Raw genomic sequence first — 17,829 nt, 5'->3', positions numbered from 1 at the left:
TTATTTGATAATAAAAAGCGAATAGATTTATGAAGTCTCGATTTCTCTTTTTAGGTCTTATAGTTGGCTTTTACCTAGTTTTTGCTCCATATATAAATTTTTTAGATGGTGCTTTTTACGATACCAAACGTCTGCTACAGGTAGGAGTAATTCTTACAGTTTCTATTATATTATTTTTACAGCTTACTGAATCTAGGGAGAAACAATCAAGTTTTTTTATTTCTCCAAAGGCGGCAATAGTATTTGTAATATTTTTCACCTTTGGAATATTTTCGGTTTTTAATGCCTTTTCACCTTATGCAGCAGCACGAGAAGTGGTAATCTATTTAGTGATTTTTCTTGTTGTCCTTCACTTAGGGTATTATTTCCATAATGATATTTCATTTTATCAGACAACGATATTAGCAATTGCAGTTATCTTTTCAACAGGTTACAGCATCTATTTTATTGGCAATTATATTTCTGCTCATTTATCACCAATGGTTCCATTTTGGCCTGATCGATTGAGTTATAATTTGCAGTTTGATAATTTGGCTTTAGAAGCTAAAGAAGTACTTAACTTTGCACATCGCCGATTTTTCAATCATACCCAAACTTGGACTTTTCCTCTCTTATTAGGTTTAATAACCTATTTTAGGAAAAAGAAAATATACTACTCACTTATTTTTGCACTACTAACTATTTGGTGGGTACTGGTATTCGCTTCAGGAGCACGTGGGACAACTTTAGCTGTTTTTGCAGGTATAGGGTTTGTTTTTATAAAGTATTGGTCACAAAGTAAGGAGTATATTAAAAATCTTTTTCTATCTATTGTTGCAGGAGGATTTCTATATTACATTCTGTATTCATTATTGTTACCTATAAATGATGCTGGAGTATCAATTTTACGGTCTTCAAGTAGTGGCAGGATTGATATGTGGATGGAATCAATGCAGATTTTTTTGAAAAATCCCATTCTAGGTGTTGGCCCTTATCACTATGCTTTTGTTGAAACTACCCCAAGTTTTGCCCATCCCCATAATTTTTATATTCAAGTACTAGCAGAATGGGGCGTAATATCTTTTTTGTCATTGATTGTCTTTTTAGGCATTACTTTAAGGTGGTTATATGTCGATTTTGATACCACCATTGAAGATAAAACACCCAATGAAAGATACTTAAGGATGGGGTTTCTGGGATCAATTATTGCTGCACTTTTGCATGGTTTTGTTAGTGGAATTTTTCATACTCCTATGAGTCAAATATGGTTTATTTTGATAGCCTCTTATTTTGTAGCATGGTATTATAAAAAAGAAACCAATGTTTACACGGGGCTAGATAATTTAATTCACTATACGAAGTATGTCATGATTATTTCAGTGTTGGGATTTTGTTTATTTTCTATTAATGATTTTATGAATAGAGATAAAAATCGCGAAGTGTATAAAGAAACTTTTGAGACTACACAATTGTATCCTCGTTTTTGGGGACAAGGATTAATCTGGAATTTACCTAAGGAAGATTAGTAGTTCTAACCAACATCTAATTTGTAACAAAGGATTATTATTCTGATAATTGCAATAACAAGTCATCTACAAAACATAAGTAACAGGGATTATGCCGGAGTTTAGACTTAGAGCTGTTTCGCCGCAAGGCAAGATGATTAAGTCAGAGTTTGAGGCGGACAGCAAAAAAGAAGCCGAAAACAGGGTGGAGAAGCTATCCAGAAAAAACGGCTTCAAGGTTAAGGGGATTGATAAAAAAGAAACTTACCAGTACAAGGTTCAAAAAGGGAATAAAGATCCCGTTACCGGAGAGCAGGAGGCTTTTTCCAAAGAAGAAGTAGAGAAAGCCTTGGTTAAGCTGGGTTATAAGGTTATCCGCATTAATAAAAAGTGGTTTGATTTTAAAGGAGGGGTTCCTCAGAAGGAGGTCGTAACCTTTATTAGTCTCAGCGCTGATCTTTTGGAGCAGCAGCTCAGCTTTGATGAAATTCTGGAACTGTTGCACGAGGATACTACGAACGCCCGTATGAAAGAGACTATTGCCACCATTCAAAAAGATCTCAAAGATGGGAAAGAAGGGGATGAAGTCTATGGCAAGCATGAGGATGTCTTCGGTGAATTTGCGGCTTATATGCTTAGCGTTGCTTCCACCAGTGGTAATATGGCGAAGGTGTTTAGAAGTACGGCAAAATTTTTGGAGCGTGACGCGGAATTTAAAAGTAATCTGCGCCGATCGCTGTTAATGCCGACCATCACTGTTATAGCAACCATCGCTACCATTTTATTTTATGTTGGCTATATTTTTCCCGCTACCGCAGAAGCTTTTGTAGAGATGGATATTAAGCTCCCACCTATGACGGCTGCTACCCTTGAGTTTAGTTACTGGCTGCAGAATAATTGGCTGATGCTTACCCTGGCGCATGTGATTCCCATTGCCGCGGCATGGTATTGGCTGACACAAACGCCCAGGGGTCAGTTATGGCGGGATAAAAATATCATTAAAATTCCGGTGATCGGTGATCTCATACACAAGACCAGCATCGAAATATTTGCTCGTGTATTTTTCACGTTGTATAGTGGGTCGGGACAAAATATTGAGGTGATCCGAGTAGCTGCGGAAGCCTGCCGAAATAAATACATGGAGAAGCAGATAAAAGAAGTGGCGATAAAGATGATGTTAAAAGAGGGGGCCGGTCTTATAGAATCACTCAAGGCTACGGGCGTGTTTACGGATACGGCCATAAGCAGATTCAAATTGGGGGCTGAGTCGGGGGCACTTAAGCAAAATGCCAAGCAGTTGGCACAGTATTACGAAACCCAGACGACCTATAAGATGGATACCATTGTGGATATGATCAGTCTTGGTGTTAATATATTCATTATGATAGCCCTGATTGCCATTACGATTGTCTCTGCCGAATCTGCATTAATTCAACCTAATTCAGGAGCAATGTAAAACAGGCGAAATTCTTTTGGAACTTTAAAAAGATTCTAAAAGTGCATTGTTATGAGAAAATAATGAAGACTCCGATTTTTTACTTTCATTTCGATCATGAACATGTATATTGAGGAAGTATTTTTTCATGAACGTCAGACTACTCAGCAAACCGTTGGTTTTTAATGGGAAAAGTTAATACACGCAGACATATTGGTGATATCCTGGTTAACAGGGATATTATTACCGAAGACCAGCTTAACGAAGCGTTGGCGATTTTACGGGAAGAACCGGAAACCTCGAACCGTCGGCTGGGGCAAATTTTATATCAGGATCTCGGTATCGACAGGCACGAGGTAATGAGTGAAATTGCCTCGATTTATGCTTTTGAAGAGGAGTTTGCCAACCAAGATTCTATCGATGATGAGGATATCGAGGAGATTAAATCCCATATTGACGAACTTCCAGGCGAAATTGTAGATGAGTTAGTACATCAAAAAGCAGTACCTATTCGTCAAAGTCAGAATACCCTAACAATTGCTGCTGCCGATCCATCTGATCCCACGCTCTCAAACATCGTCAACAAGTTAAACTTCAAACAGCACCATATTGTCTACTGCCGGTATGAGCTGGTAGAACAGATTTTAACGCAGGTGTACGAGCAGAAGAATGAGTTTTTGGATCTGCTTGAGGAAATTGAATATGAAGAGCCTGATCTCGAGGAAGAGAGTGACGAAATTGACGAAGAGGAAATCGATGCAGAAATAAACCAGAGTATGCTCAACTCTCTGGTTGAGGGTTTCCTTGTGGAGGGAGTTCGAAAGGGCGTAAGTGATATTCATATTGTGCCGTGCGGACCGGCATCGACCGATATTCGATTTCGTATTGACGGGAAGTTACAGCTATGGCATCAGCAAAATAATGTAAAGCCGGAAGCCATTTCGGCGGTTGTTAAAGATAAGACGCGTAACGTAGACCGTTTTGAGCGGGACGCTTCTCAGGATGGTTTTATACAGCGTCAGGTAGACGGACACAACATCCGTTATCGTGTATCTATTATGCCGATGGTAGGTGCCCAGTTCGATCGAAAATTTGAGTCTATTGTTATTCGTATTCTTGATGACCGTGAAGTTATTACCGATTTGAATGTATTGGGACTTCAGAAAAAGGCGAAAGAAGACTTTGTTAAAGCGATTGAAAAACCTTCGGGTATTGTCATTGTTACGGGGCCTACGGGAAGTGGTAAGTCAACGACGCTGGTCGCCGCACTTTATTATGTGATTACGCCCGAGGTAAATGTACTCACGGTGGAGGAGCCGGTTGAGTATCTTATTGACGGTGCACGTCAGCTAAAAATTAGTAACCATATGACCTTTGATCTGGCGATGCGTGGTATCTTGCGTCACGACCCGGATATTGTGCTTGTAGGTGAGATTCGCGACCTTAAAACCGCAGAAATCGCTATCAAGTTGGCAAACACCGGTCACCTTACCTTTTCTACACTGCACACGAATGATGCTCCCAGCGCTATCTCCCGACTCTATAAGATGGGGGTTGAGACGTTCTTGATCGCGAATGCCGTAAACCTGATTATGGCTCAGCGTTTGATACGTACACTCTGTAAGAACTGCAAGGAAGAATACCGACCACATATTGAATCGGCCAAAGGAATTGGCTTTACAGAGGAAGAGTACGAAGAAACTACTTTTTATAAAGCTGTGGGATGTGACAAGTGTACGAATGGATATAAGGGGCGTACTGCAATTATGGAGGCCTTATATTTTGACAAAGAGATTCGGAAAATGATCCTGGAGTCAGGAGACGAGATCGATGAAGTCGCGATTAAAGAATATGCGATGAGCCAGGGAATGTTAAGTTTGCGTGGTTCCGGTCGGGAACGTATTAAGAACGGACTTACAACTATTGAAGAAATTGCAGCAATTACAATTGAAGATTAAAAAACTCTTAGACGTTTAGGGTAGAGCTAAATAATCATTAATATTATTAATGTCTTTAAGGGGTTAGCATAAGTTAAATTCGGAGATAAGTTATGGCAACGGATAATCAAGCAGAAAAAGAGGCAACGCCAGAACATATACGGCAGTTTTTAAAAGAACCGCCTTTGTTGTTACGGAATTTTCATTATGAGGATATAATGGAATTCTTGAATCTGGGGACCGAAGAGCGATTTGTTCAGGATGATGTGATTATTAACGAAGAGGAGTATGTCAACTCTGCTTATCTGATTACAAAGGGCAAAGTTTCTATTTGGAAAGATAATATCCAGCTTGCAACGCTCAACAAGGGTAATTTCTTGGGTGAAACTTTTCTCTTTAGCAAAAATAACAGGATGGCAAAGGTGGTTTCGGAGGGAGAATCACAACTGTTAAAGTTTGATCGATACGAAGCGTTGAACTTTTTCCGAAAGAAGCCTGAAAAATTGTTTAATATTTTTACCCGGAATATTATTGAGATTCAGCAGCAAAAGATTAGCAACATGAATGTACAGTTGTTGCAACTCAAAAAGCGCCTTTTAGACGACAGTAACTGGTAACTGCTCCATCATTTTTATTTAGACATTGCAGCTACAGCAGCCTGAAATAATTTTGGAAATATTAAAATTTTTTAATGTTTTGTTGTGTGCCTGAAGAAATCCGATGAATTATTTGGATTAATAAACAGATGTATGTTCATTAACATTGAAAATATTTCGTAACAAAGAACCGCTTTGCAGTTCTTAATTAACAGTAGACCACGAATATAAATGGGTAAGTAAGAACAACCAGATCAATTGATGGAAGTAGGGGTACAAAAAAATAGCGTAAAAGAGGTCATAAAACCACTTGCTGCACAACTCAGTGACAGTTTAAGAGGGTTGGAACGCCATCGAGAAATTGGAAAGATTATTAACAGTCAGGATGAGGAAACCCGTGCACAACTTCGCGATGCTGTTGAGATCCTTCTCAAAAAAATGTATCAGAATGAAGCTTCTGATATTGATTTGGGAGGCCCGGGGTGCGGTAATAAAGTCTGGTATCGTATCCATGGTGATAAATCACCGGCTAAAGATGCGCCCGAGTTTTCTCTGATCGAAACCGATTTTTTACTGCACAATTTGATCATGCCCAGTCAGCGAGAGCATCTGCTTGAAAATCGAAATTTAGACTTCTCGTATTCCCTGTCGGGCACCGATTCAATTTCAGGTGCTCGTCGTTATCGTGCCGACATGTATTTTGACCTGGAGCATTTGGCATTGAACATGCGTAAAATCGATAACGAAATTCGTCCGTTTAAAGGTCTTAATCTTCATCCCGAAGTAGCAAAAGCGCTTAGCCTCAAATACTTTAAGTATGGCATGACACTTGTTACGGGAATTACCGGGTCGGGTAAATCATCAACCCTTGATACGGTAATTGATGCCAATAATCGGACGGTTGATTCTCATATTGTCATTATTGCTTCTCCCGTTGAGCTTGTGCATGAACCGAAAAAATCGGTAGTCCGCCATCGTGAGGTGGGTCGAGATGTTAAATCATTTAAGGAAGGTGCTATACAGGCACTGCGTCAAGATCCTGATATTATTGTCATTGGGGAGCTTCGTGATCCAGAAACCATAATGACGGCACTCGAAATCACCGATTCGGGTCACAAAACATTTGGGACGCTCCACACCAGTTCGGCAATGGAGAGTATCGAGCGTATTCTTGGTGAGGTGCCTCCCGATGAGCAAAATCGCGTGCGTACACGCCTGGCCGATGTTCTTACATGTGTAATAAGTCAAAAATTGATTCCCAGCCTTGACGGTAAGCGGGTCCTGGCAAAAGAAGTGTTAATGGTTACAAGCTCTGTAAAAGCGGCTATTAGAAATAACAATGTCAATGAGATTTACCAGATGCTCATGGAGGGAGGTGAACAAGGGATGATGACCATGGAGCAAGATCTTAAACGTCTTTATGATCAGGGTAAAATTTCAAAAGAAGAAGCCATCAATAATGCCAATAACAAAAAACGGGTAAAGCAGCTTATTTCAGAAACCCAATATTAATCTACGACGGATAACTTTACGGGATGTTTGGAAAAAATGAATATGTAGGACTTATAGTTCAGGATGACCTTATTCGTGTGGCACGACTGCGGGTTGAAGGTGGTTCAGCTAAAATCGTTAAGTTAGACCGCTTTTCACTTGTTGAAAAGATAGATCAGCAGGCACAGAGCCGAGATCTGAATGCTGGTACTGAGCAAGAAGTGGTTTTCGAAGAGGACGATGATGCTGATTCTATATTTGGTCTTGAAGAGGACGAAGAAGAGGATATTGAAGATGACTTTGATCTTTCGGAATTAGAGGAGGAAGAAGATGAAGATATGGAGCTGGATATGGTTGAGGAGGCCGAAACCCCTCAATCCAATGAGCTTCTTATTTATAATATCCTATCTGATATAGACAGTGAGAAAGTTTACTTAGGATTAAATATTCCTGCGGGGCACACGATTTTTCAAGTCATCAGGGATACTGATTTTTCTGAAGTTAAAGAAAAAGATCTTATTCAAGATCTCGAGGATAAACTTGAATCGATCTACGGCACTCCAAAATCCTCGGATAAATATTCTTATGAAGTTCGGGAAGACGGATCCCTGTTACTCGGCTCTATCGAGGATGAATCTATTACCCTAAAGGCTGTAAACCGGGCTCGCGAGCTTTATACGGGAAAGCTGGATATCAAAAGCATTATTCCGGATGAGACTGCACTGGTAGGGTTGGTAAAAGCTAACTATGAGCTTGAGGCCGATGAAATGACGGGTATTATTCAGTTTGGAAAAGAGACCTGCCGCGTTGTTTTTATGAAAGGAGAAGAGATTTGGCTGGTTTCTCCGATTATTAATGAAGGAACAGAGAAAAAATCCTTCATGAATACGGTTTTTAGTAAAATTCTTTTCCAGTTGGATACAGGAGAGGTGCCCAGCTTGGATCGTATTCTGTTAGCTAATAATACAAGAGGAAGTGATGCGGTAGATTTCTTTAAACAGAATTTCCCGGATATCCACGTAGAGAACTTGGCGATAAAGGACGAGTTCATTGACAGTATGAGCGTAGATTCCTCCAGCATCCCTTCATTTACAACTGCAATTGGTGCTGCATTAGCAGCTTCGGGGGCAAAAGAGGAGGTGTTTCCCAAGTTATCCTTTATCCCTAAATATGTGCAGGATCGCCAGAAGATATTTCAGCTGCAATGGCATGGAATGCTCATTCTGTTTTTGATATTTTTGACGCCCATTACCTTTAATTACTTCTATACACAGAACGCTCGACAGATTGATGCTTACGAGAGTGAATTAAATCAAATGAACTCTCAGATCGAACGATTGGAGCCGATTGTGAATGAAGTGGATGTGTTACAGCAGGATTTGTCAGTTCTCAAAGAGAAATTGACGATGCTCGATACACTCACACAAGGCAGCAAGGAGTGGTCGGTAAAACTTGATCTGTTGAATAATGGAATTCAATCAGTGGGTAGCACTTGGTTAACCTCTTTTTCTCAGTCCGGAGATGGTACCTTTATTCAGGGGTATACTCTGTACAGGAACCGAATTCCGGAAATTGTCAATATTTTTGATGAAGCTACCTTGCTGAACGTTAATAATGAAGAAATGCGCGAAAAGCAGGTATATACCTTTTCAATACTGATACAATCTTTTGCCGAATCTGATTCTATTTATTCACCGTCATCACCGGAAGAAGTTAAAAATCTGATTGGCAAATAATTTAGCAAACACGATATATGTCCTACGGTCTACGAAATACAATCATTCTTCTTGTTGTCTTGACCACCTTTATAGGCGGGGGATGGAGCTATATTTATTTCTTTCAGCAGCCAAAGCTTGAAAAATTGGAAAAAAATGTTGAACAAACACAGCAGGAATTAAATCAGAAGCAACAAAAAGCTGATCAGTTGCCGATGCTTGAGAACCAATTCAAGGAGGCTACCAAATTTTTCAATAACTATAATAAGGGCTTGTATCCCAACAGCAACGAAGATAATGTTTATGATTTTCTGGATCGGGTAAGTACAGGATCGGCATATACAGAGTTTACCTTTAGTTTTTCAGATTCAACGACCTATAATCAGTATGGAGTCATTTCGATGCAGGTTACCGGGCAGGGTTATTACCGGAATTTTATCAACTTTATGCGCCAAATTGAGTTAAACAAACCACTAAATAAAGTCAGTGGTGTTACAGTTAACCCCATCAATGAGCTCGATTCCTATGGGAAAGTAAATTACCGGTTTGCTTTGGAAAGTTTCTATGACCGCGTAAAGTTATTGGGCGAAACCGACCTGACAATCAATAACAATTTACTTGGATCTGTAAATAATCCATTTTATCCATTGATCAGGTCGGTCAAAGATAATGAAGATAATCTTATTAATGTCGAAAATAGTGACCTTTTGGCGATAAGTTCCAATAAGATCTTTTTGCTTGATCAACAGGGAATAATGCAACGACTTACCAAAGGTGATGAGGTATATCTCGGAAGACTTTCATCAATAAATATTGATGAGGGAACCGCTTCTTTTACTCTTAACAAAGGTGGAATCGTTGAGCGAATAACCTTGCAGGTTAATAATGATGATGAAGATGAAAATGAAAGCAGTAACTAATATGAAATCTTTTAGATACCAAAAAACTATTCTTTTTACACTGGCATTGCTATTTGTTGCGATTGGCAGTGTGCATAGTCAAAATCGGGATAACCTGCCTGCAGAGTTCAGAGAATATACCAACCCCGAAGAAGTCGTTCGATTTGACAGAACCACTTCGTTTGCTCGTGCCGTTGATGTTATTAATGAGTTTTCGCAACAATTTCGGAATATGGCGGTCATCAACCGCACGGATATTGAGGGCGAAATTGGTATTTCAGTGCCCCCTATGCATTGGATGGATGCATTAAAGCTAATTCTGCGTGTCAAGGAGCTCCATTTGGTTGACAAGCAGGAGTTTTTTGAGATTGTAACCCGCGCATCTATCGAAGCGGGAGCCACGGGCCAAGCAACCTCTCAAGCCGCAGCAGGCGGTGGAGAAGGAGAGGGTCCGGTGGCCACTACGCAAACTCACGAAGTTCGAATTAATGCGATCTTTTTTGAAGGTAACCGCCGAGCCCTGCAGGAAATTGGTGTAGACTGGTCAACTATTTCTGAAAATGTACCTGAAGGATTACTTAACGAGCCAAGCAGCGGAGGCCAAGGTGGAGGTGGCCAGCAAGGTCAAACCCAGCAAGTTCCTATTACAACCGATGGCCCCTTTGTCCAGGTAAATTCTAAGGGGGCTCAAAGTGTTTCGCAAGACGTTTTTAATTCACTCATTAATTTCGGAGAGGTTGGGAATTCCGGAATAGAGGTTCAGGCTTTATTTAGTGCTTTTGAAGCGGATAATCTCGGCGAAATTCTTGCTTCACCTACGGTAAAAGTGATGGACGGACAGGAAGGGAATATTCAGGTAGGACAGGATTTCTCAATAAAACAGCGAGATATCGCCGGCAATGTTGTGGAACAATTTTTCTCGGTCGGTACTATTCTTACGGTTACGCCCCAGGTTCTTACCCAGAGAGATACGACCTTTATTCACTTGGATATTGAGGCCGAACGCTCATCGGCACAACCTGACCCGGTCAGCACGATTATTAACAAGCAGGAAGCTCAAACACAGGCCTTGCTGCTTGATGGAGAGGCAACCGTTATTGCCGGACTGTACCGAACCGAACGCGCCGATGTGCGACGAGGTATTCCTATCTTAAAGGATCTTCCGCCGTGGTTCTTTGGATTACGATACCTGTTTGGATACGAGTCTCATGATTACCAGATGAGGGAGCTTGTAATACTCATACAGGCATCCCTAGAGCCTACGATACCCGATCGATATGGTAAAGAAGATTTCAGGAATAAGTATGAAGTTCTGCAGGATGAACGCAATCGAATGCAGAAAGAGGCCTCTGAAGGTCAGGAAATTATGAACAGGGAGAAGGATGAAGACCTCCAGGAAATGTTTGACGGTGAGCCGGAGGAAGAAAATCCACAGCCTCAGAAAAACCAGGAAGAAGTACAGCCTGAACCCGAATCCGAGCAAAAAGATGAAATGGATTCCACTGCTGATCAACAAACAGAGAATACGGAGTCGGAATCGTTAGATGAAGAAAGCGAACAACAAGATCCTCCCGAGGCAATGAAGGATCCGGAAGTTAAAACGGAAAAAGTCGAACTTAACCTTGGTGGTGAAGAAGATGTTCAACCCGATACTGCTGGCCATGAAAGTGATGCTGCAACTGCCGATTCGGAAGGTAAAGAAGATGTTACCGGAAACAGTAATGAACTCTCTACCTATTATATTATTGGGGGATCATTTCGTGTCATGGAAAATGCCGAAGAGCATAAGCAGGAGCTTGCTGAGAAAGGCTTTAATCCTTCAATAATTAAGATGCAGGACACAGATATCCATCTGGTTACTTACCAGGGCTTTAATGATCTTGAGAGTGCTAAAAAGGGACTTGCCGATATCAGACAATATGAGAATTCGGAAGCCTGGGTTTATAAAGCAAAGTAGATTTAATTCACCTTACAGGACGTAAATTTCAAAGGCACTCAACAAATTGGGTGCCTTTTTTTATGATTTATTTCATCATTTTAATGATAGTGTGATTTTTATCCACCAACTGGTATTGCTTCATTAGATTGGCGGTAAGGCAGGAATGCACCGGTAAAATGGTTATGGTATCGCCGATGTCATAGCTTTTGAGTACATGATTTGAGCAACGAATAATACCGTGTTCCTGTGAGAGCTTAATAAGATATGATGAATCATCGACAGCTTCCCAGTAGTTATCTACTTTATGGGCAACTGTTCCGTAGTGAGCAACACCATTTTCAGTTAATGTCTCTTTGGAAAAGTGGATCGCTCCACCGTGAACGATCAATTCGTTTCTTTTTGGATATTTATCCACCACAGGACAACTCATCGCGACGGCAATGTTAGCATAACTACAGCTGCCAATTTGATTTTGCATTAGATCATAAAATACAAAGTTGCCTGGGCTGATCGCATCAATAGGACCAAATTCGTCGGCAATAGAACAACAAGGGGTATCACCGGAACAGATTTCAAAGTCTCCAAAATCAGGTTTAATATGCTTTCTTAAATAATCAAACTGATTGATTACTGAGCTTTGAACTTCCGAAATATCTTCTTTCGAACGGCAACGATATGAATGCCCCGCATGAGTGTAAAATCCAATCCAATTAATATATTTGGTGTCATTAATAACAGCTAGGAGGTCTTTTATTTCTGAGATATTATCAGAAGTCAATCCCGATCTGGCTGAACCAGTATCAATTTCGATATAAGCATCAATTGAATCTGCTAAGTGCTTTTCTAAATATTTGGCAGTTTCAGGCTTATTAATCAGTAACGTTAAAGAGATAGTTTGGGCAAGTCCGTTGATCTTTTGTACCCAACCGATATTGCAGGGAAAAGCAATAGTGATATTCTTCCAACCATCTTCCGCAAAATATTGAGCCATTTCCAACGAAGAAACGGTTATTGCCTTAACCCCAGCGTCTTTAAACCATCTTCCCACGCTCTTAGATTGGTGGGTTTTCATATGTGGCTTTAATCGCAAGTTATATTTTTGGGCTTTATCAGCCATCCGATTAATATTGGACTTGCAAATACCTTCATCCAACATAAGGGCGGGTGATGTTATTTTCTGCATGAGTAGAAATTTACTTTAATTAAAAAAGCCCCGGCTAATATTCTTAACCGAGGCTTTAAATACAATATAAAAAAGATTAATTATCTGATTGCTGCATGTTGTCAGCAACTTTGGTTACTTCATTCCAGACTCTGAAAACATTCCCGGAGGCAATTTTTTCAATTTCATTTTCCGTATACCCACGTTCTAAAAGCTCAGTAAATAAATTGGGATAAGTAGATACATCCTTAAGTCCCGTTGGAAGGGTTGGACCCACGCCATCGTAATCCGAACCCAATCCAACATGGTCAATGCCTACCAGGTCGACAACGTGATCGATATGATCTGCTACCTTTTCTACAGTACTGAATTTGAAGTTATCCTGAAAGTATTCTTCCCGAAATTGGGTAGCTTCTTCACTTTCAGGCTCTAACTCTTTTTCTTCAATACGTTGTGCCATTTCCTGGCGCACTTGTTCCTGACTATTTTGAGATGTGCTATCCAAGAAGGTAGAACCAAAATTAATCATAATAACCCCGCCATTTTTACCCAGTTGGTTGATGAGATCATCACTCATATTTCGTTCAAATCCTGGGGTAAAATGTCTACATGAGGAATGCGTAGCCACAACCGGTGCTTCGGTTACATCCATAACATCATAAAAAGCGCTGTCGGTGATGTGAGACACATCCACCATTATTCCCAATCGGTTCATTTCTTGTACCACTTCTTTCCCATACTCACTTAACCCGTTATGCGTGTCCGCGGTGGTATCATATGAGGAGTCACTAAGGCGGTTGTCCTTTGCATGCGCAAGTGTAATATATCGGACTCCACGATCATAGAAGTGTTGCACATTTGATAAATCTCCTCCAACGGGAGCACCGTTTTCGATGCCCAAGGGCAGGGAAATCAATCCTTTTTTGAAATTGGCTTGTATCTCTTCCGGAGAAGTGGCGATAGCAAACTTGTCGGGATTGTCATTTGCAACTCCTTCCACCATATCAATCAGGCTGTCAGCAGCAGTCTTGGCTCCACCGGTTTCCTGATATTCCACGGGAATATAAATAGACATAAATGGCGCATCCAGGCCTCCTTCTTTGGCTCGCGGGTAATCAAAATCCAGTTCGGGTGCTGCTTTTGAAACATCAACCCATTCGTTTTTTAATTGATAGGGAACATCAATATGTCCGTCTACAATAATTACTTTTTGTGCAAGTTTATTTGCCTGTTCTTGGTACTGATTGGTTTTAGCACAGCTTGCGAACACTATTACCAGTAAAAGTACAACGCTAATATTCTTTATACACTTCATCCTTCAATTTTTTAGTTAAAAGTTTGTTGAATGTTGGTCAAAAAATAGTCCTTTCCAAATTTTAAATAAGATTTTACAAAATTTGGATTACAAAAAGTTCTTAAATAATTGAAGAACTTTTTTTTGGGAAGATTGGCTGAACAGGAGAGGGCGTCCGCCGAACTCAAATAGATATAGCACGTTATCCGTATCAGTAAAGCTGATCTTAAAAGTTTTCAGAGTTGGTTTAAGTTTACGCAATAAATAATTTACCCCGGCAGTAGTTGGAAATACTTCTTTTATGGTTTCTTTTTTAAATTGTTCTTCTTGGACTTTTTTGTCGTTTTTTAGATATAAAACCAGAATTTTTTTACCAGTAACCTTTAGCATTATTTCAATGGGACCATTCATAACTTGCAAATAGCAGAGAATGGTTATCGCAAAAAAAATAAATGCGCCCAACCTGGTAACACTTATCCAAAAAGGATCTGATAAATTCCAAAATACAATAAATGTAATTACGGCCAACACTGCTGAAATGATGGATCCCGTTTTCCAAAAGTCATAATTCTCTTCTGAAATGGTTATAGATTTTTCCATTAGGCGATATAAAGGTTAATAGTTGAGAAAATTGATCAATTTAAACTTGCAACTGAACATCGGGTCTGATAGATTTCTAATAACGAATTTAGTCAACCAACGGGTAAAACTAATATTCAAATTATGGCTAAAAAAAAGAAAGATTCTGAGGGTAAAACAATAGCTATAGCTGTTATTTTATTTGCTGCCGGGCTGGTTGCACTTATTTATGCCATTCAATTTATCATAGGATATTTCTTTCCCAATTTGTAGGTCTTTATCGAACAGTATTAACTGTTTGTAAATCAATTAAGACTGCATTTATAAGAATATCTGATTAATGATTCATTTAAAACCCCTTCTAAAGTGACAGAGAAGTAATTTGCAGAAAATATTAAAAAATTTTAATATTTCTGTAACAATTGGCGCTCAGAGTTCTCTATTAAATACATAGGGCATTGCTCTGATTAATAATTATTAATTGATTTCGGGAATCTACAAGCGGTATGTACGTATGAAAACAATAGCTTTTACCAATCAAAAAGGAGGAGTTGGAAAAACCACCTCAACGATTAATGTTGGCGCCGGACTTGCCCGGGAGGGATTCCAGGTATTATTGGTTGATTTGGATCCGCAGGCAAACCTGACCTACTCGTTACGCCTTAGTTCCAACCGCTTAGAAAATAGTATCTACAACGTACTCAAAGGCGATATTGAGGCGGATGAGGCTATTATAAATCACAATGGATTTGATATTATGCCTTCTTCCATTGATTTGTCAGGAGCAGAGATGGAGTTTGCCAATGAACCGGCTCGCGAGATGCTGCTTAAAAATAAGCTTAACACTTTATCCAAGGATTACGATTATATCCTGATTGACTGTCCGCCTAACCTGGGATTGCTGACGCTCAATGCCTTCACAGCTGTTAAGGAAATATTTATCGTACTTCAATCAGAGTATTTGGCATTGCACGGGCTTTCAAAGCTGATGGATGTTATCCAAATTGTTAAGGAGCGGTTGAACCCTGAAATTGAGATCAGCGGTATTATCTGTACATTATTTGACGGGCGGAAAAACCTCAATAATGAGGTTGTAGATCATATTAAGGACTATTTCGGTGACAAGGTTTTTGATACTATAATCAGAGATAATGTGGCTCTGGCAGAAGCACCGAGTCATCATAAAACCATTTTTGAATACGCACCTGATAGCCACGGGGCCAAAGATTACAAGGCGCTGGCTCAGGAAATCAGAAATGGTCAGTTACAGCACGCCTAGAACACTAATAGGGATAACGGTATTATGTCTAAGAAGAAGAGTTTAGGGAGTAGTCCCATTGCCTTTAAATCAGAAAAGAGTACAATGGGTTTTATTCCTGATCGAGGAGTATCAAAAACTAAGGAGGATACCGACACGACTGTTATAGCAAAAAAACAAAGAAGAGATAACAATCATCAAAAAAGGAAAACAAATAACAGATCCCGAAAAGAAAAGAAGAATAAAAAGAAAATTGTCAGCTACTACCTGGAAACCGACCTGATTGATAAAATAAAATCAATAGCTGATAATAATGACATGTATTATTCTGCTTTAGTGACATCAGCTCTTAAAAACTGGATTGCTAATAATAATTGATTTCTCGGGATTCTGTCTGGAGATTATACCATTTTTGATTCCTTTTTAATGCTCAGTTGCTTATCCTAAGGGGTCGCCAAGTATAATAGAGCTTTATTTTTGTGGAAAAAACGGTAACGGGACCACTTCTTACAACCAATCGCTATAAGTTACAGCTTGCTCAAACAGAAGCAGAGCTGCGTTCCGCTCAATCACTGAGATATCGTGTGTTTAATGTTGAACTTGGCGAAGGATTCGAGGAATCTCACCGTAGGTGCCTTGATGTTGATAAATATGATTTACAATGCGATCACCTTATTGTTGTGGATCGTAAATCAGATCTTGTAATAGGGACTTACAGATTACAGACTTACGAGAAAGCAATTCAGCACCATGGATTATACACAGCGGATGAATTTGATCTTTCGCCCATTCCTGAAAAAATATTGCAAAAGTCGGTAGAAGTAGGTCGGGCCTGTATCCAAAAAGAACACCGCAACGGGCGTGTGCTGTACTTGTTATGGAGGGGAATAGCAAAGTATATGGAAATGACTGCTCTTCGTTATTTATTGGGATGCTGCTCCATCCAAAGCACCGATCCTGCCGTGGGATGGACGGTGTGGGATTATTTGCGGGTAAAGGATCACATACACAGTTCTATAGTTGTTGATACTAAAAAGGACTATCATTGTCCGGATGTTGAAAGGGATGCCGAAGCTTGGAGAAACGTAAAGCTACCTCAACTATTTGATCTTTACCTCAATTTAGGAGCTAAAACTTTATCGAAACCGGCTTTGGATACAGAGTTTAAGACGATTGATTTCTTAATATTAGTAGATCTTGAAAACCTCGATGAGCGCTCAAAAACGCTATTTTTCAAATAGTTATGAGGAAATTGATCGAAAATGTAAGGGCATGCCTTCGTCTTATACTTTTCTTTCTTCTTTCTTTAGCTACAGTGCTTTCGGTTGCAGCAGGTAATCTGTTTTTTAGTTTTGTGAAACCCTCGATGGTTGCCAAATGGAAAAATCGAATAATAACCGCTTGGGCTTCGTTGACTGCTCAACTTTTGGGGCTTAATATTATCTGTGAGGGATCACCACCTAATCCGCCTTTCTTTCTGGTATCTAATCATTTAAGCTATATTGATGTTGTTCCACTTTGGTATTGTTTAGACGGAACATTTATTGCAAAAAGTGAAGTGGCATCATGGCCATTTTTTGGATGGGGAACCCGTACTTTGGGCGTTCTTTTTATAGACCGAAAGTTACAGAGTGACGTTCGTCGGTTGAATAATCGTATTGCAGATACTATCTCTGAGTCAGAGGGTATTATTTTATTTCCAGAGGGGACTAGCTCAAAAGGAGAAAGGGTTTTGCCTTTTAATTCCTCTTTATTAAACTACCCGGCGAAAAAGGAAATGCCGGTCAGGTGTGCAACTGTCACATATTGCTCTTCGGATGCGGATCGTCCCGCGTGGTCGCATATATGCTGGTGGGGAGATATGGCTTTTTTACCTCACTTTTGGGAGTTGTTAAAAATTAAAAGGATTGATGTTACGATCAGATTTGGAGACAAGCTTACAGCAAATGACAGAAAAATACTCTCAAAACAGTTACACGACCAAGTATCACAATTGTTTACACCGATTGTTGATCCTCAGAATTAATTGCGGAGACTAAT

16 protein-coding genes are annotated in these 17,829 nt (G+C 39.8%); 13 read left to right on the top strand and 3 right to left on the bottom strand.

Annotated elements, in window-relative coordinates:
• Positions 1-29: 29 nt before the first annotated feature.
• The 8 genes from ACT3IB_RS02935 to ACT3IB_RS02900 all read left to right on the top strand — a co-directional run bounded on the left by ACT3IB_RS02935 (position 30) and on the right by ACT3IB_RS02900 (position 11,514).
• A complete protein-coding gene (locus ACT3IB_RS02935) occupies positions 30-1,505 on the top strand; it encodes an O-antigen ligase family protein (RefSeq protein ID WP_491537528.1) in 1,476 nt (491 codons plus the stop codon).
• Positions 1,506-1,596: 91 nt separating this feature from the next.
• Complete coding sequence (locus ACT3IB_RS02930; RefSeq protein WP_491537527.1) at positions 1,597-2,940, top strand: type II secretion system F family protein; 1,344 nt, start codon at positions 1,597-1,599, stop codon at positions 2,938-2,940.
• Positions 2,941-3,104: 164 nt separating this feature from the next.
• Positions 3,105-4,877 carry a GspE/PulE family protein gene (locus tag ACT3IB_RS02925; protein WP_491537526.1) on the top strand — a complete coding sequence of 591 codons (1,773 nt, stop codon included), beginning with the start codon at positions 3,105-3,107 and terminating at the stop codon, positions 4,875-4,877.
• Positions 4,878-4,969: 92 nt separating this feature from the next.
• Positions 4,970-5,473: a cyclic nucleotide-binding domain-containing protein gene (locus tag ACT3IB_RS02920; protein ID WP_491537525.1), complete on the top strand. Its 504-nt coding sequence runs from the start codon at positions 4,970-4,972 to the stop codon at positions 5,471-5,473.
• Between the two features lie 240 nt (positions 5,474-5,713).
• Positions 5,714-6,964, top strand: a complete 1,251-nt coding sequence (locus ACT3IB_RS02915; RefSeq protein ID WP_491537524.1) for a type IV pilus twitching motility protein PilT — start codon at positions 5,714-5,716, stop codon at positions 6,962-6,964.
• 23 nt (positions 6,965-6,987) lie between these two features.
• Complete coding sequence (locus ACT3IB_RS02910; protein ID WP_491537523.1) at positions 6,988-8,679, top strand: PilN domain-containing protein; 1,692 nt, start codon at positions 6,988-6,990, stop codon at positions 8,677-8,679.
• A gap of 17 nt (positions 8,680-8,696) precedes the next feature.
• The gene (locus ACT3IB_RS02905) at positions 8,697-9,578 is read left to right on the top strand and encodes a hypothetical protein (RefSeq protein ID WP_491537522.1); all 882 of its coding nucleotides are present in this window, start codon (positions 8,697-8,699) and stop codon (positions 9,576-9,578) included.
• A gap of 1 nt (position 9,579) precedes the next feature.
• Positions 9,580-11,514, top strand: coding sequence for a secretin GspD/PilQ domain-containing protein (locus ACT3IB_RS02900; RefSeq protein ID WP_491537521.1), 1,935 nt, complete (start codon positions 9,580-9,582; stop codon positions 11,512-11,514).
• Positions 11,515-11,581: 67 nt separating this feature from the next.
• On the opposite strand, the gene ACT3IB_RS02895 is transcribed toward ACT3IB_RS02900, so the two are convergent.
• From ACT3IB_RS02895 to ACT3IB_RS02885, 3 genes are all read right to left on the bottom strand, one after another.
• Positions 11,582-12,679 (bottom strand): alanine racemase, encoded by a 1,098-nt coding sequence (locus ACT3IB_RS02895; RefSeq protein ID WP_491537520.1) that lies wholly within the window; start codon positions 12,677-12,679, stop codon positions 11,582-11,584.
• 76 nt (positions 12,680-12,755) lie between these two features.
• A complete protein-coding gene (locus tag ACT3IB_RS02890; protein ID WP_491537519.1) occupies positions 12,756-13,973 on the bottom strand; it encodes a dipeptidase in 1,218 nt (405 codons plus the stop codon).
• A gap of 87 nt (positions 13,974-14,060) precedes the next feature.
• Positions 14,061-14,552 (bottom strand): hypothetical protein, encoded by a 492-nt coding sequence (locus ACT3IB_RS02885; protein WP_491537518.1) that lies wholly within the window; start codon positions 14,550-14,552, stop codon positions 14,061-14,063.
• Positions 14,553-14,675: 123 nt separating this feature from the next.
• Here ACT3IB_RS02885 and ACT3IB_RS02880 point away from each other — a divergent pair, with 123 nt between their 5' ends.
• The 5 genes from ACT3IB_RS02880 to ACT3IB_RS02860 all read left to right on the top strand — a co-directional run bounded on the left by ACT3IB_RS02880 (position 14,676) and on the right by ACT3IB_RS02860 (position 17,815).
• The gene (locus tag ACT3IB_RS02880) at positions 14,676-14,804 is read left to right on the top strand and encodes a hypothetical protein (RefSeq protein WP_322576172.1); all 129 of its coding nucleotides are present in this window, start codon (positions 14,676-14,678) and stop codon (positions 14,802-14,804) included.
• 241 nt (positions 14,805-15,045) lie between these two features.
• The gene (locus ACT3IB_RS02875) at positions 15,046-15,810 is read left to right on the top strand and encodes a ParA family protein (protein WP_491537517.1); all 765 of its coding nucleotides are present in this window, start codon (positions 15,046-15,048) and stop codon (positions 15,808-15,810) included.
• Between the two features lie 24 nt (positions 15,811-15,834).
• Positions 15,835-16,167 carry a hypothetical protein gene (locus tag ACT3IB_RS02870; RefSeq protein ID WP_491537516.1) on the top strand — a complete coding sequence of 111 codons (333 nt, stop codon included), beginning with the start codon at positions 15,835-15,837 and terminating at the stop codon, positions 16,165-16,167.
• A 101-nt stretch (positions 16,168-16,268) separates the two neighbouring features.
• Entirely contained in the window at positions 16,269-17,030 is a 762-nt protein-coding gene (locus tag ACT3IB_RS02865) for a GNAT family N-acetyltransferase (protein WP_491537515.1), read from the top strand.
• A gap of 11 nt (positions 17,031-17,041) precedes the next feature.
• Positions 17,042-17,815: a lysophospholipid acyltransferase family protein gene (locus ACT3IB_RS02860; RefSeq protein ID WP_491537514.1), complete on the top strand. Its 774-nt coding sequence runs from the start codon at positions 17,042-17,044 to the stop codon at positions 17,813-17,815.
• The last annotated feature ends 14 nt before the right edge of the window (positions 17,816-17,829 follow it).

Source organism: Fodinibius sp. GM21 (assembly GCF_058386955.1).
Note: the sequence above shows the minus strand (reverse complement) of the source record. Positions and strands in the feature narration are given on the sequence as shown.